Source organism: Pseudomonas sp. P7779, from assembly GCF_013386315.1.
Classification (GTDB): domain Bacteria; phylum Pseudomonadota; class Gammaproteobacteria; order Pseudomonadales; family Pseudomonadaceae; genus Aquipseudomonas.
Map to the genome: position 1 here is coordinate 1 of NZ_JACARZ010000148.1, position 14,706 is coordinate 14,706.

The 14,706-nt window shown below is 61.6% G+C and carries 16 protein-coding genes; 11 read left to right on the forward strand and 5 right to left on the reverse strand.

The genetic code is table 11. The annotated features are described in order from the left end of the window. Positions 1-26: 26 nt before the first annotated feature. Positions 27-548, reverse strand: a complete 522-nt coding sequence (locus tag HX869_RS29775; RefSeq protein ID WP_003210892.1) for a DUF3087 family protein — start codon at positions 546-548, stop codon at positions 27-29. A 153-nt stretch (positions 549-701) separates the two neighbouring features. Between HX869_RS29775 and HX869_RS29780 the strand changes: the two genes are divergently transcribed. Beyond that, on the forward strand, positions 702-875 hold the full coding sequence (locus HX869_RS29780) for a hypothetical protein (protein WP_003210891.1): 174 nt from the start codon (positions 702-704) through the stop codon (positions 873-875). A gap of 24 nt (positions 876-899) precedes the next feature. After that, a complete protein-coding gene (locus tag HX869_RS29785; protein ID WP_003210890.1) occupies positions 900-1,094 on the forward strand; it encodes a DUF6021 family protein in 195 nt (64 codons plus the stop codon). Positions 1,095-1,129: 35 nt separating this feature from the next. Here the strand turns inward: HX869_RS29785 and HX869_RS29790 are convergent, their stop codons facing one another. Next, positions 1,130-1,375 carry a DUF6555 family protein gene (locus HX869_RS29790; protein WP_023658994.1) on the reverse strand — a complete coding sequence of 82 codons (246 nt, stop codon included), beginning with the start codon at positions 1,373-1,375 and terminating at the stop codon, positions 1,130-1,132. A gap of 158 nt (positions 1,376-1,533) precedes the next feature. Between HX869_RS29790 and HX869_RS29795 the strand changes: the two genes are divergently transcribed. The 5 genes from HX869_RS29795 to HX869_RS29815 all read left to right on the forward strand — a co-directional run bounded on the left by HX869_RS29795 (position 1,534) and on the right by HX869_RS29815 (position 6,516). Then, entirely contained in the window at positions 1,534-2,364 is an 831-nt protein-coding gene (locus HX869_RS29795) for an arylamine N-acetyltransferase (protein WP_177029252.1), read from the forward strand. 123 nt (positions 2,365-2,487) lie between these two features. Continuing rightward, the gene (locus tag HX869_RS29800; RefSeq protein WP_003210885.1) at positions 2,488-3,240 is read left to right on the forward strand and encodes an outer membrane beta-barrel protein; all 753 of its coding nucleotides are present in this window, start codon (positions 2,488-2,490) and stop codon (positions 3,238-3,240) included. A 233-nt stretch (positions 3,241-3,473) separates the two neighbouring features. Continuing rightward, complete coding sequence (locus HX869_RS29805; RefSeq protein WP_178904078.1) at positions 3,474-3,842, forward strand: cytochrome c5 family protein; 369 nt, start codon at positions 3,474-3,476, stop codon at positions 3,840-3,842. Between the two features lie 77 nt (positions 3,843-3,919). Further along, the gene (locus HX869_RS29810; RefSeq protein WP_178904086.1) at positions 3,920-5,248 is read left to right on the forward strand and encodes a D-arabinono-1,4-lactone oxidase; all 1,329 of its coding nucleotides are present in this window, start codon (positions 3,920-3,922) and stop codon (positions 5,246-5,248) included. A 59-nt stretch (positions 5,249-5,307) separates the two neighbouring features. Further along, positions 5,308-6,516, forward strand: a complete 1,209-nt coding sequence (locus tag HX869_RS29815; RefSeq protein ID WP_178904087.1) for a DSD1 family PLP-dependent enzyme — start codon at positions 5,308-5,310, stop codon at positions 6,514-6,516. Positions 6,517-6,643: 127 nt separating this feature from the next. On the opposite strand, the gene HX869_RS29820 is transcribed toward HX869_RS29815, so the two are convergent. Further along, positions 6,644-7,585: a transporter gene (locus HX869_RS29820; RefSeq protein ID WP_178904079.1), complete on the reverse strand. Its 942-nt coding sequence runs from the start codon at positions 7,583-7,585 to the stop codon at positions 6,644-6,646. A 203-nt stretch (positions 7,586-7,788) separates the two neighbouring features. On the opposite strand from HX869_RS29820, the gene HX869_RS29825 reads away from it, so the two are divergent. Then, a complete protein-coding gene (locus tag HX869_RS29825; RefSeq protein ID WP_102368645.1) occupies positions 7,789-8,826 on the forward strand; it encodes an AraC family transcriptional regulator in 1,038 nt (345 codons plus the stop codon). 111 nt (positions 8,827-8,937) lie between these two features. Next, the gene (locus HX869_RS29830) at positions 8,938-9,375 is read left to right on the forward strand and encodes a carboxymuconolactone decarboxylase family protein (protein WP_003219182.1); all 438 of its coding nucleotides are present in this window, start codon (positions 8,938-8,940) and stop codon (positions 9,373-9,375) included. 198 nt (positions 9,376-9,573) lie between these two features. On the opposite strand, the gene HX869_RS29835 is transcribed toward HX869_RS29830, so the two are convergent. Beyond that, complete coding sequence (locus HX869_RS29835; RefSeq protein WP_003219180.1) at positions 9,574-10,338, reverse strand: helix-turn-helix transcriptional regulator; 765 nt, start codon at positions 10,336-10,338, stop codon at positions 9,574-9,576. Between the two features lie 99 nt (positions 10,339-10,437). Between HX869_RS29835 and HX869_RS29840 the strand changes: the two genes are divergently transcribed. After that, positions 10,438-11,568 (forward strand): MFS transporter, encoded by a 1,131-nt coding sequence (locus HX869_RS29840; protein ID WP_178904080.1) that lies wholly within the window; start codon positions 10,438-10,440, stop codon positions 11,566-11,568. Here the strand turns inward: HX869_RS29840 and HX869_RS29845 are convergent. Beyond that, entirely contained in the window at positions 11,558-13,720 is a 2,163-nt protein-coding gene (locus HX869_RS29845; protein ID WP_087694140.1) for a TonB-dependent siderophore receptor, read from the reverse strand. The genes HX869_RS29840 and HX869_RS29845 overlap by 11 nt on opposite strands. Before the next feature lie 190 nt (positions 13,721-13,910). Here HX869_RS29845 and HX869_RS29850 point away from each other — a divergent pair, with 190 nt between their 5' ends. After that, complete coding sequence (locus HX869_RS29850) at positions 13,911-14,690, forward strand: acetoin reductase (RefSeq protein ID WP_177035637.1); 780 nt, start codon at positions 13,911-13,913, stop codon at positions 14,688-14,690. The last annotated feature ends 16 nt before the right edge of the window (positions 14,691-14,706 follow it).

Here is a 14,706-nt window from a genome sequence, read left to right on the forward strand (position 1 = left end):
ACCCAAATAACGGATATGCCCCCCAATCAGCGAGCCTTCACAGCCTCAACCCAATCCGGATCCAGCCGCGTCTGGTCAGGCTCAATCCCCAACCCCCGCATCCTCTCCAGGTGCTCATCAACCTCCCGCACCAACTGCGCCTGAGAACTCGAATTGGCGTCCAGTTCGTGCATCTGCATCAACCCAAGGTGATAAAACCGCAGCAACTTGATCGCCACCGGATCATTCGCCTTCACCCCGTCAGTCACCTTGTGCATCACATTAGTCACACTCATCAGGCTGCGCTTGAGCTGCCACCCATACACCGCCGGCGCGAACCAGGCCTGGTTCCAGAACGGCCCCCGCACCAGCCCTACGGTAATCAACACCCCGGCAAACACCCCGCCCACATTAAAGCGAAAATTATCCCCCCCAGGCTCACCAAACAGCATCACCGCCAGGCTGGAAAGCACCATCGCCAACACCACAAACAACCCCGCGACTATCAACGTACTGCGTCGCGTCTGCTGGCGAAAAACAATCGGGTCGCACGGTTTGAGCTCAAACATCCAGGGTCAGTCTCCATGGCACAAGTAGGGTTATAACGCCGGCCAGCATCTTCTCATGCTTCACCCGTCGGAGTGACGGTAATCAGGTTGAACGATGGATTAGCGCAATTTCTCTAACCCCTGTAGGCAACCGACCCCCAAGCGAGGTGAACCATGACCCGTTACCAGCAACAGCCGCCCGGCACACCCAACCCCGACCGCACCCCCGGCGAAGAGGAGCGTGACAACGACGCCCTGCGCCCCAACGACCCGGCCGAACGGCAAGACGAAGAAGAGCAGGTCGAGGAAGACCTGGAAAACCTGCACGACAAGGCCCGCCCGCTGTAGACCCGGCGCGCCAAGGAGGTAGTTATGACTAATCGTACAAGCGGCCCGCATTCATCCGAGCATTCCAGCGGCAAGGACGAATTGGGTTTCGACCCCGATTCCCCGGACGTCGCAGACCCACAGGTCGACCCGGTAGGTCCCGCCATTGCCCCGTTGGACAAGCCAGAAAAAACCGGCAAGAAGCCGGCCTATGATCCCCTCGGTGATCTGAAAAAGTGAAACAAGCCCCGCCGTCGTGCGGGGCTTTTTATTCCTCAACCAAGCCGTTTCGGGGCTGTCCATGTCACCTCGGTGATGCCGAACTTCTCCGCCCAGGGACGAGTGGTCTTTTTCACCCGCTCGTGGCCCGGCCGGCCTATCCGCCCCACGTGGGCAATGTCGGCATCAACGGCCGCCCAATGCCACGCTTCGGCGTTGTTCATGACCTCGGCACGCACCACAAAGGTTTTTGGTTCGCCGTGTAGCAAGTAGTGGATGGTGTAGATCATTGCGGTACTCATGATGCCTCCCTGTCTTGTAGTGAATGGATATAAATCAGTTCAGAAAGGTTCAGAAAGTTTGTGCATCTGAGGACTTGCATTTGACTCAACCCACAATTGGCAAATAACCGCCGTCAGGGTATTAGTGGTGCTTTCGCCACCGACTCCAGGATTGCGTCATGCCAGAGCTGACCCACAGCCGCCTCTACCTGCAACGTCTGGGCTACGACACGCCGCCTCCGCCCACCCTGCAAACCCTGCAGGATCTGCAGTTGCGCCATGTCAGCACCTTTGCGTTTGAAAGCCTGTCGACCCTGCTGCACGCACCGGTGCCGATCGATTTGCCGAGCGTCGAACAAAAAGTCCTGTTCGACGGCCGTGGTGGTTATTGCTACGAGCTGAACCAGCTGTTCCTGGCCTTGTTGCAGGAGTTGGGCTTCGAGGCGCGGGGCATTACCGGCCGTGTGGTGATGGGGGGGCCACCCGATGCACTGACGGCGCGCACCCATCGGCTGAGCCTGGTGACCCTGGACGGCGTGCGTTACATCAGTGATGTCGGCTTTGGTGGCATGGTGCCCACCAGTCCCTTGCAACTGGACACCGATGCCACCCAGGCCACCGCCCATGAACCCTATCGCCTGAGCCTGGACGAGGGCAGCTACACCTTGTGGGCGCAGGTCGCCGGTGAGTGGCGCGGCTTGTATGTGTTCGACCTGCAGGTGCAGTCACACTTCGACTACGAGATCGGTAACTGGTACGTCTCCACCCATCCGGATTCGCCGTTCCTCGGCCAGCTGAAAGTCGCACTGATTGGCCCGGGATTTCGCCGCACGCTGAACAACGGCCAGTACGCGATTCACTACCTGGACCGGGCCAGCGAAAAGCGTGCAATCGAGGACGTCGAAGAGTTGCTGAACCTGTTGCAGGCCAGCTTTGGCATTCGCCTGCCGGCGCATCCGCAGTTGCGGTCAATTCTCGGCCGTTTGCTGGCTCCCGTCCAAGACGCTTGATATAGAGCCTTCGCTGAACCGTTTTACCTCGAAAAAGGTGCAAATTAATTCGAACCTTTCGCCAAAACGAGGGTTCGAAGCGTTTCCTGAATAATTTGCCACCTGCAATGGAGACGTAAAACGATGTCCAAACTATTCGGAAAGATCCTCAAGAATTCCTCGGTCCTGGCCTTGATCGCGGCACCTGGTGTGGTGTTCGCCGCAGCGCCGACCGACCCGATTTCCACCTTCGGGATCCTCGGCAGCTACAACGACTTCAAACTCGAAGGCGGTAGCCAAAGCGACAAGGACCACATGCCTGAAGCCGGCCTGTTCTATAACTTCGGCAACAAGCTGACGGCTGAATCCGGCTTTATCTACCAGGCCGGTATCGAAGCCAAGTACGGCGAGAAGAGCGACAACAAGCTCAAGGAAGGCCAGGCCGACCTTGACCTCGGCTGGCGTGCCGCGCTGGATGCGCGCAACTTCGTCGACGTGCTGGTGGGTGGCGGCTACAGCTGGACCCGCTACGAGCCGGACTCGGGCGACTACGACATGAAACTCACCAACAAATCGCCGTTCGCCAAGGCGGCCCTGGGCTACAACCACCAGTTCGACGACATGACCATGCGTGTTGAACTGGGCGCCCGCCATACCATCGACGGCCGCGCCAAGCTCAAGGTCGACGGCATCGGCAGCGACACCGTGGACCTCAAGGACCGCACCAACCCGTACGCCGAAGTCAGCCTGCTGATGAACCAGAAAGGCGATCTGCCAGTGATGGCGGGCCTGTACTACACCCGCACCGAGTACAAGCTCGATGACGATTCGTACGTGGCCGACAACACCAAGCTCAAGCGTGACGAGTATGGGTTCAAGGTCGGTATAGCCTTCTAAATCTGCCTGACTGATTGTTCCCACGCTCTGCGTGGGAATGCATCCCGTGACGCTCTGCGTCACAACGCGGACGCAGAGCGTCCAAGGCGGCGTTCCCACGCAGAGCGTGGGAACGATCAGCCGCTGAGGCCTGTCCGCCCAAGCCCCCCTTTCTGTCCCCCAATACCCTCAACGCCGCGCCCTGGCTGCCTTAGTGTGGATCACGCTTTCACACAATAAGAGAGAAGGTGGCTATGCGGGCAATCAACCCCCGTCGCATCAGTCTGCTGCTGGCCGTGACCTGCCTGCTGACAGCCTGTGGCGACAAACCGAAACATCCCCCCGAACGCGCCACGGCGGCCAATGCCATGCCCGGCGACGCAGCCCTGGCCCAGGTCTACGACACCAGTTGCAAGCTGTGCCACGCCAACCCGGCCTCCGGTGCGCCGCTGACCGGTGACGGCCCGGCCTGGAGCCCGCGCCTTGCCCAGGGCCCGGACACCCTGCTGGACCACACCATCAACGGCTACAACGGCATGCCGCCGATGGGCCTGTGCGTGCAGTGCTCCGAAGAGCAATTCCTGGGGCTGATCAGTTTTATGTCGGGTCAACACATCCAATAAGCATAACGGGGTAGGCAATGGCGCTTTCACGGCGAGAATTATTGCAGCGCGGCGCGGTAGCCGGCGCGTTCATGGCATTGACCAGTAACCCGGTGCTGGCCCAGCTGGCCCGGGCACCGCGGCTGATTCCCTGGCGCAACTGGTCGGGGGCGCAAACCTGTCTGCCCCTGGCGCGGCTGGCGCCGAAGAACCTTGATGAACTGGTGCAGGTCATCGGCCAGGCACCGGGCAAGGTGCGGCCGGTGGGCTCGGGCCATTCGTTCAGTGCCCTGGTGCCCACCGACGGCACGCTGCTGTCCCTGAGTTACTTCAATGGCCTGCTGGATCACGACCCGCAAACCGTGCAGGCCACCTTCGCCGCCGGCACGCCGATGTCGCGCATGGGCCAGGCCTTGAAAGACGTTGGGCAGGCGCTGCCGAACATGGCGGATATCGACTACCAGACCCTGGCCGGGGCGATCTCCACTTCCACCCACGGCACCGGTGTGGGCTTCACCTCATATTCCGGTTGCGTCACCGGCCTGCAACTGGTGACCGCCCAGGGTGAGGTGCTGGAGTGCGACGCCAAGCGCCACCCCGAGGTGTTCAGTGCCGCCCGGGTGTCCCTCGGCGCCCTCGGCGTGGCCACCCAGGTCCGCCTGCAAAACCGCGCACCGTACCGCCTGCGGGAGCGTCAGTGGATCGCCAAGACTGAAGAACTGCTGGAGGACGTGGCTAAGAACACCCGGGAAAACCAGCACTGGGAAATGCTCGTGGTGACCCATTCCGACTACGCCCTGTCCATTGCCCTGAACGAAACCACCGACCCCGCAACCCCGCCCATCGACCCGGCGGAGGCGGGCGGCAACGAGTTTGTGTCGATCATCGAGAAACTCGACAAATACGGCAGCGATTTCCCCGAGGCCCGGCGTACCTTGCTCAACAGCCTGCGCTTTTTTGCCAGCTTCGATGACCGCGTGGCCGAGTCGTTCCAGGTGTACGCCAACGTGCGCAACGTGCGTTTCAACGAGATGGAATATTCAGTGCCCGCCGAGCACGGGCCGGCTTGCCTGCGGGAAATCCTCAAGCTGATCAACGACAAGGACCTGCGCACCTGGTTTCCCATCGAGTACCGCTACGTCAAGGCCGATGACATTCCGCTGAGCATGTTCGAGGGCCGCGACAGCTGTTCGATTTCCGTGCACCAGCACTACACCATGGACCACCACAACTTCTTCGCCGCCGTAGAACCGATCTTCTGGAAATACGCCGGTCGCCCGCACTGGGGCAAGTTGCACACCCTCAATGCGCGCACTTTGCAGCCGCTGTATCCGCGCTGGGAGGAATTTACCCGAGTGCGCCGCGAGCTGGACCCCAGCGGCAAATTCCTCAATGCACACCTGTCGTCTATTCTGGGAGTGGCCTGATGAACCGCAGACATTTCATGCTCGGCACCGGCGTGTTGCTGGTGGGGGGTGCCATCTTGCTGAGGCCGGGCGACCGGGGCAGCCCTTACACCGAGTATTTCCGCAGCCTCAACCAGGAACTCAAGGCCCATGGGCCGATGCGCCCGGTGATGCTGATCGACCTCGATCGCCTGGACCACAACATCGACGTGGTGATGCAGTCGGTGCAGCGCGGCGGCAAACACCTGCGGCTGGTGGAGAAATCCCTGCCGTCGCCGGGGCTGCTGGCGTACATCGCCAAGCGAGCCGGTACCCAGCGCCTGATGTCGTTTCATCAGCCATTTCTGAATCACGACGCCCAGGTCTTTCCCGATGCGGACATCCTGCTGGGCAAGCCGTTGCCGGTGCGTTCTGCCGAGCTGTTTTACCAAACCCACAAGGGCCCGTTCGACCCGTCCCGGCAGCTGCAATGGCTGCTGGACACGCCCGAGCGCCTGCAACAATACCTGGCGCTGGCCCAGGGATTGGGCACGAAACTACGGGTCAATATCGAGCTGGATGTGGGCCTGCATCGCGGCGGCATCAGCGACAACGCGGTGCTGGGGCAGATGCTGACGATGATCAGCGCGCATCCGCAGCAGCTGGAATTCAGCGGGTTCATGGGCTACGACCCGTTCGTGGGCATGGGCGTGCCGGGGATTCTCGGCTCGCCCCAGGACCTGTTCGACAAAGTCATGCAGCGCTACAACGGCTATGTGGATTACACCCGCCAGCACTTTGCGCCGCTGTGGCGCGACGGGCTGACGTTGAATACGGCAGGCAGCCCGAGCTATCGCATTCACGAGCAGGAGAAGCTCAGCAGCGAGGTGTCGGTGGGCACGGCGTTGCTCAAGCCGACGCACTATGACTTGCCGTCGCTGAGCGAGCATGTGCCGGCGGCCTATATCGCCACGCCCGTGTTGAAAAGCACCGGGCCGGTGGACATTCCGGCGCTGGACGGCAAGTCGCGGTTGTTCTCGTGGTGGGATGTGAATCAGCGCGCCACGTTCTTTATTTATGGGGGCAACTGGATGGCGGAGTTTGAGTCGCCCAGGGGGTTGCAGAGCAATGAACTGTACGGGCGCAGCTCCAATCAGGAGATGGTCAATGGTTCGCCCAAGGTGGGGCTGAACGTGGAAGACCAGGTGTTCCTGCGCCCGACCCAGAGTGAGTTTGTGCTGCTGCAGTTCGGCGATTTGCTGGCAGTACGGGGCGGGAAAATCGTCGATACCTGGCCGGTCTACACCTGACAACGCCGTCCCACTGTAGGAGCGAGCTTGCTCGCGAAAAACCCAAGGACGACGCGTTCATCCAGACGGCCCGCGTTATCGTTGACGTTTTTCGCGAGCAAGCTCGCTCCTACAGTTTTTGCCGGGTTTACAGGGCAAACGGAATCGTCAACTTCGCCCACAACATGTCGCCTTCCGGCCGGTTCTGCACATCAAACTCCTTGGCCCAGCGCACCTCGGCACTCGCATACTTGAGGAAGGTGAAATACACCGCCGGACCGATCGCAAACACCTGGCCCTTGACCCCGTCATCCACATCTTCGCCATAGATGTTCACCACGGTATGCCCGTATTGCTTATCGTCGGTGGTCTGCTTGAGGTAGTAGCCGTTGAGCCCAAGGCTGAGGTTATCCGTCACCTTGTAGCTGGCCGAGTAGTCGAAGTGAAAAATCTGCCCCGAACGGTAATGGGTGTCGGGGTTTTCCTTGTTGAAGCTGTAGGTGGTCTTGATCGACAGCTCAGTGCGCTCGTTGGGCATCCAGGTCGCCGACACCAACGGTTTGTAGGTGTAGAAATTGTTGCTGGTATTGGCCAGGCGCGTGGCGTCGTATTCGCCGGTGGGCAGGGTGATTTCCAGGGCGGTGCCCACTGTCAGGTTCTTGCCCAGGTCCCAGAGGATGATCGGCGCCACGGTGGTGTCGCCCATGCTTTCCCGGGTGTCGGACATGCCGAACAGCGACACCTGTTGCTTCAGGTAGGGCTGGGCGATGTAGCCGCCCAGGCGCCCGCCGAATACCCGCAACGGGCTGAGGTAATCCAGGCGCGGGATGATCGCGTCGGACTTGATCTTCACGTCCGGCACCTTGCCAACCAACGAGCTGATATCGAGCTTCCTGGCTTCGTAATGGTTGTAGTAAATGTTGAAGGCGAACATGTGGTCGGGCAGGTTGTTGACATCCAGCGGCAGGATGTAGAAGCCATCGGTGCCGGGGCCGATGTTGTCGACGCCGCCTTCGGTGGCCAGGGCCGGCAGGCTGATGAGGGTCAACAGGGCGAGTTGCACGGGGTAAAACGCACGGGTCGTGTTCATGTCTGGGCTCATTATTATTATCAGGACGACGCTGCCTATAGAAATAAGCCCTCGGCGCCCGGCGGGGCAGGGTATTGGCGGCCACATAGGGGGACTTTGGCGGACAGCTTTCATCCAGAGTGCAGCAGTTCTTGCAAGAGCCTATGATTGTCAGGATGTTTCCAAAACAAGAACTGAAGCACTCAGTCGGGAATCGAAGATCCATGCAAAGGAAAGCCGTTGATCCGCACTATGACCTGGCCCTGGTCTCGCCATTTCTGTTGCAAACCCTCGGCCAAGTGGTCGCGCAAAAAGGCGCGAGCGCCGAGCACCTGTGCCGCGGCCTGGGATTCACCCTGGCCGACCTGGACGACCCGGCCCAGCGCATTTCCTATCGCCAGGCGGTAGCGATGATCCAGCGTGCACTCAAGGTGTTGCCCGACCAGGGGCTGGGCCTGTGGGTAGGCCATCAGAACGTACTCGGCACCCTGGGCCTGCTCGGCCATGTGATTTCACTGTGCAAGACGTTGCGCGATGCGTTTGCCATCGGGGAACGTCATCAGCACACCTCCGGTGGTATCGCCACCTCGCGCACCCATGAAGGCCCCCAGGAAGTGTTCGTCGATATCGAATGCCTGCTGCCCTACGCCGAGGTGCAGGTGTTTGCCGCCGAGGAGTTCTTCGCCAGCCTGATGGTGTATGGCCGCGCCCTGGTGGGCGAGGGCTTCATGCCGCTGCGGGTCGAATTTATCCACGCCGCGCCCACCTATGTCGCTGACTATCACCAGCTATTGGGTGCGGATGTGCGTTTTGGCTGCCTGCATAACCGCATGGTCCTGGCCAGCCACTGGCTGGATGTGCGGCTGCCCAATCACCATGCCCTGGCCTTGCGCCAGGCCCTGGAGCTATTGGAGCTGGAAAGCGCGCAACTGCATCAGAAAATGGATTTGATCCAGGCGGTGGAGCGCGCGATTTCCCGGGATTTGCAGGGCAGCCAGCTGGAAAAGGTCGCCAGTGACTTGAACATGAGCGGGCGTACCTTGCGCCGGCGCCTGACCGAGCATGGGCTGACGTTCGAGGGCTTGCTGGAACAGGTGCGCAGGGCAAGGACCATGGGGTTGCTGAGCAACCCGGGGTTGTCCATCGAACGGATCACCGAGGAAGTTGGCTACAGCGATGTGCGCAGTTTTCGGCGGGCGTTCAAGCGCTGGACCGGGCTGAGCCCCAGTGCGTTTCGCGGTGAAGGCGCAGGGCCGGGGTGATCGTCAGGATTGGCCCCATTGGCTACCTGATCTTTCCCCGGATTGGCTATTTGTCCAATGCCCCCTCGTCACTACTCTAGACACCAATCCCCACTGTTCTGGAGTATCACCATGCAAGCTCGTACCGACTTCTACACCGCCTCCCCGGATGCCATGAAAGCCATGCTGGCCCTGGAGGCTGCCGTCGGCAAACTGTCCATCGAACTGCCGCTGCTGGAACTGGTGCGCCTGCGTGTGTCGCAGATCAACGGCTGCGCCTTCTGCCTCGACATGCACACTGCCGACGCCCGCAAGGGTGGCGAGACCGAGCGCCGCCTGTACACCGTGTCGGCCTGGCGTGAAACGCCGTTCTTCACCCCCCGTGAACGCGCCGCGCTGGCCTGGGCCGAAAGCCTGACCCTGCTGAGCCAGACCCACGCACCGGATGCAGACTTCACCGAACTGGCCGCCCACTTCAGCCCGCAAGAGCAAGTCGACCTGAGCGTGGCGATCGCCACCATCAACAGCTGGAACCGTCTGGCGGTGGGTTTTCGCAAGATGCCTAAATAACCCGACAAGACGCCGGGATGACTGATCGTTCCCGCGCTCTGCGTGGGAATGCCGCCCCGGACGCTCTGCGTCCAGCGGGCGATGCAAGGCTCAAGTCTTGCGTACGGGTGACGCGGAGCGTCACGGGATGCATTCCCACGCAGAGCGAGGGAACGATCAATGAAGCCGATCTACCACCGGGTTACAGCCAGTCGGCATTCACTTGAAGTAACCCCGTGGCGTGGCGCCGGTCATGGCCTTGAAGAAGGCGATCAGCGCACTGTCACTGGCAAAGCCCAACTCAAAGGCGCAGTACCCGAGACTGCGCCCGGTGGCGAGCAGCTCGATGGCGCGCATCAGGCGCCACTGCTGGCGCCATTGCTGATAGCCCATGCCGGTTTCCCGCAGGAAGATCCGGCCGATGGTTTTGCCGCTGGCGGCCACCTGGCGTTGCAAGGCTTGCAGCTCCGGTGGCAGCGCGTCGAGGTTCTGCAATAACGGCGCCAGGCGTTTGTCCGTGGGCAGGGGCAGCAGCAGCGGTTGCTCGACTGCCTCGCGGATTTCACTCAGGCACAGCGCCAGCAAATGCGCGTATTTGCCCTGTTGCCAATCGGTGTCGAACGCCGCCATTGCCATCGGCTCCAGCACCGCCCGCAGCAGCGCACTCACCTCAATCACCCGCACTTGTGCCGGCAACTGCCCGGCCAATGCCGGGCTGACATACACCGAACGGTAATCCACGGTCTGTTGCATCACTGCCCGGTGCGGCACACCGCCGGGAATCCACGCTGCCCGAGTGGGCGGCAACAGGCACAGCTGGTTGGCCAGGGTAATGCGCGTGCAGCCCTGTTGGGTGAACAGCAATTGCCCGCGCTGATGCTGATGTACACCGGAGTCGTGATCACCCAGCAGGGCGGCGATGCCCACCACGGGCGCGTCGAAGCGGTCGGGATCGAAAGGTGTCTGCGCCGCCAGCCATGCCATGGGATGTCCGATTTCATTGATAAGGTGTCGAAGTCTGGATAATACGCCAGCTGCCCCTGTTTAGACTCCCTGGCCTGTTTACTCGTGAAGAGCGTCTGGATGATGTTGAAAAACTTGCTGGTGCTGGCGGTGGCGCTGCTGATGTTCCCGCAAATCGCACAAACCCTGTATAGCCCTGCGCTGGCGGATATCGGCCAGGCGTTTGCGGTAGGGCCCGAGGCAGCGGGGCAGACCTTGTCGGTGTACTTTCTGGCCTTCGCGTTCGGGGTAGTGGTGTGGGGACGCTTGTGTGACCGCTTCGGCCGGCGCCCGGTGATGCTGGCCGGGTTGGCCCTTTATGGCGCGGCCACAGCGCTGGCCTTGGGCGTGCGTTCGTTCAACGGCCTGTTGCTGGCCCAGGCGGTGGCGGCGTTTGGTGCGGCGGTGGGGTCGGTGGTGACGCAAACCGTGCTGCGCGACCGCTTCAGCGGTGCCGAGCTGGCGCAGGTGTTTTCAGTCGTGGGCATTGCCCTGGCGGCCAGCCCCGCCATTGGCCTGTTCACTGGCGCGGGCCTGGTGCAGCACTTTGGCTATCGCGGGGTGCTCACAGGCTTGTTGCTGCTGGCGCTGACGTTATTGGCCTGGTGCCTGTGGGCCTTGCCGGAAACCCGCCCGGCCTCGCTGCCCACAGCGTCGTTGCGCGGCTCCCTGGGCCTGATGCTCAAGGATGCGGCGCTGTGGCGTTCGGTGGGGCTGGTCGCGGTCTTCAATATCGCGCTGTTCAGCTATTACAGCCTGGGGCCGTTTGTGTTCCAGCGCCTGGGGTTGTCTGCCGAGCAGTTCGGCTACAGCGGCGTCCTGCTGGCGTTGGGCTCGGGGCTTGGGGCCTGGCTCAACAAGGGGTTGCTCAAGCGCGGGGCCGGCAGCGAACAGCTGGTGCTGGCAGCCGGTGGCGTGATGTTAGTGGGCAGCGTGCTGGTGGTGCTGTTACAGGACCGTTGGCTGTTCGTGTTGCCGATGCTGTTGGTGGTCATGGCCTTCGGCATGGCGATTCCCAATGTCCTGGGGGCGGCACTCACGGCTTATCGCGACCGCCTTGGCACCGCCGGCGCCTTGTTCGGTTTGCTGTATTACCTGGTGATCGGGGTGGGGTTGACCCTGGCAGCCTGGGTCCAGCAGTTGGGCTGGACCCTGTTGGTGTGCGCCTTGGCGGCGCTATGCCTGGCGATCCCGCGTACCGTCAGAAATTGACCGTGGCACTCAAGCGCGCCGTCAACGGCGCACCCTGGAACAGGTAGTCATCGCCCATGTATTCGCCGGCATCGCGCCAGTAACGCTTGTCGAACAGGTTGTCGACGCTCAGGCGAAATACCGTTTCATAGCCATCGAGTTTGGTGGTGTAGCGGCTGCCGACGTTGACGATGGCGTAGTCGCCCACTTCCACATCACCGGTGCGATTGGCGTACTTGTTGGCGCTGTATTGCACGCCGCCGAGCAGCGCCAGGCCGTCGACCCAGGGCAGGGCGTAGTCGGCGTACAGACTGGCCCGCAGTTTCGGCACGTTGATCGCCTGATGGCCTTCGTATTCCGGCGTGCCGCTGCCCGTCACCCGTGCACGGATGGCCGCGACGCTGGCGGCGATCTGCAAGCGCTGGGTGGCCCAGCCGTTGGCGGACAATTCCAGGCCGGTGTTTTTCTGCTCGCCCTGTTGCACGTAGGTGTAGTCGCCGGCGTCATCCGGCCTGGCATATTGATAGGCCTGGCGAGTCTGGAAGATCGCGGCGGCAAAGCTGATGCGGCGCCAGTCGTATTTCACCCCGGCTTCGATCTGGCGGGAAACTGTCGGGGCGAGGGTTTCATCTTTATTCAGGGCAAACCACGGCGCGGTACCGCCCAGGGACAGGCCTTTGCTGTAGCTGGTGTAGAGCGACAGGTTTTCAATCGGTTTGTAGATCAGCGCCGCCTGGGGCAGGAACACATACTGCCGGGTGTGGCGCGACTCGTTGCCCTGATCATCGAAAGCCTTTTCGTCCAGGCGCACTTCGCGGCCACCCACGATGGTCTGCCATTGCTCGTTGAAGCTGATGCGGTCGGTGACGAACAGGCCGTATTGGCGGCTGTCGAGGTTGCGATGGCTATCGTTCAGGGGCTTATCGGTGGGCGCGAAGTTTTCCGGGTCCTGATTGATATTGCCGGAGCCAATCATCTCGTTGACCGATTCGCGCTTGTCCACCACTCGCCGAAACGCACTGCTGCCAAACGTCAACTCATGCCCCAGGCCACCGGTATTGAACAACCCGGTCATCGCGGCCTGGATTTCATCATCGCGCCGGGTGTCATCAGGGCTGCGGAAGTCATAGATATCGTAGTTGCCTTCCGGGCTGAAGTAGTTCGGTACCTTGGCCCCGGCACAGCTCGCGGACCCGTAGCAGCCCCACGCAAACGAACTGTAATCATCAATCACCACCTTGCTGCGCGCCGCGCTGACGCTGCCTTTCCACTGGTCACTGAAGCGATATTCAAACTTGCCGTTGAGGTTCAGCGAATCAATCCCTACCTGATTCGCACCGCTCTGATGCCCCAGCAGTTTTTTCGGCGACGCGTCGTGCGGCACCTCGGTCCCGCCCAGCAGCTGATAACCCGGCACCGAGCGCTGTTGCTTGTTCTGATACTCGGCATCCAGCTGCAATACCGCGTCGGGGCTGATGTTCCAGTCGAACGCCAGGGACAGGAAATCCCGGTGGCCATTGGCATGTTCGACATAGGAATGCAGGTCTTCATGGGCCACGTTGGCGCGCAGGCCAAACTGCTGCTCGCTGCCAAACCAGCCGCCCACGTCGGTGGCCAGGTAACCACTGCCGCGATCATCGGTGGACACCGTCACCGAGCGCACATCCTCCGGGCGCTTGGTCACGTAATTGATCACGCCGCTGGGCTCGGAAATCCCGCTTTGCATACCCGACAATCCCTTGAGCAGCTCCACGCGCTGCTTGTTCTCCAGGGCAACGTTCTGCTCGCCGGTGATGGTGCGGCCATTGATCTTGTAACTGCTGGCGGCATTCAGCGAGAAACCGCGCACCACGAAGTTTTCGTAGTAGCCGATGGGCGCATAGCTGTCGCCCACCGAGGCGTCATTGCGCAGCACTTCGCTGAGCAAGCGCGCCTGCTGGTCCTTGATCAACGACTCGTTGAACACCGCGATCGAGGCCGGCGTGTCGAGCAACGGCGCCTCATTGAAAGCGCCCACCGACGCGGTGTCGGTGTTGTAGCCGGATTCATCCTGGCCCTGGACCTTCACCTCCGGCAGCTCGATATCAGCCGCCTGGCTGCTTCCAATACCTGCGCTGAGCAACAGGCCGAGGGCAAAACGTGAAGGGGCAGCGGGGCGAAGACGCAAAACCATGGGGGAAGGCCTGAGAGCGCAGAGCGGAGGGCGCATAAGCTAGGCATAACGGCGGCGTTTTACAAGTTTTCGAGAATGGTTCGCTTTGAGACGACCCGTCTCAGCCCGCAGATCAATCCTGCTGCTGCTCGACAGCGGCCCCTGGCAACTGCGATAGACAAGGCTTCTCTCACCGTTGAAGGAGATCGTCATGAGTATCGCTGGAAAAGTTGCACTGGTGACCGGCGCCGGGCAAGGCATCGGCCGGGCCATCGCCCTGCGCCTGGCGCGGGATGGCGCCGACATAGCGTTGGTGGACATCAACAGCGCGAAGATTGAAGCGGTGGCGGCCGAGGTGGTTGCACTGGGGCGCAAGGCCTCGGTGTATGTCGCCGATGTCTCGAAGCTGGAGCAAGTGGTCGCGGCGGTGGACCATGCCCACCAGACCCTGGGCGGCTTCCACATCATCGTCAACAACGCCGGCATCGCACAGATTGACGCACTGCTGGACGTAACCCCGGAACAGGTCGACCGCACGCTGCGTATCAACGTGCAGGGCACGCTTTGGGGCATCCAGGCCGCAGGCAAGAAATTCAAGGCGCTGAAGCAGAGGGGCAAGATCATCAATGCCTGCTCGATTGCCGGCCATGAAGGCTTTGCGTTGCTGGGGGTGTATTCGGCCACCAAGTTTGCCGTGCGTGCGCTGACCCAGGCCGCCGCGAGGGAGTTGGCCATTGACGGGATTACCGTCAACGCCTACTGCCCGGGTGTGGTGGGCACGGATATGTGGGTCGAGATCGACAAACGCATGGCCGAGATTACCGGCGCCGAGGTAGGGGCGACGTACAAGAAGTATGTGGACGGGATTGCGTTGGGCCGGGCGGAAACGCCGGAGGATGTAGCGGGGCTGGTGTCGTACCTGGCGGGGCCGGATTCGGATTACATGACCGGGCAATCGCCGTTGATTGATGGGGGGATTCTCTACCGCTGACCCGGCGGAATCACTC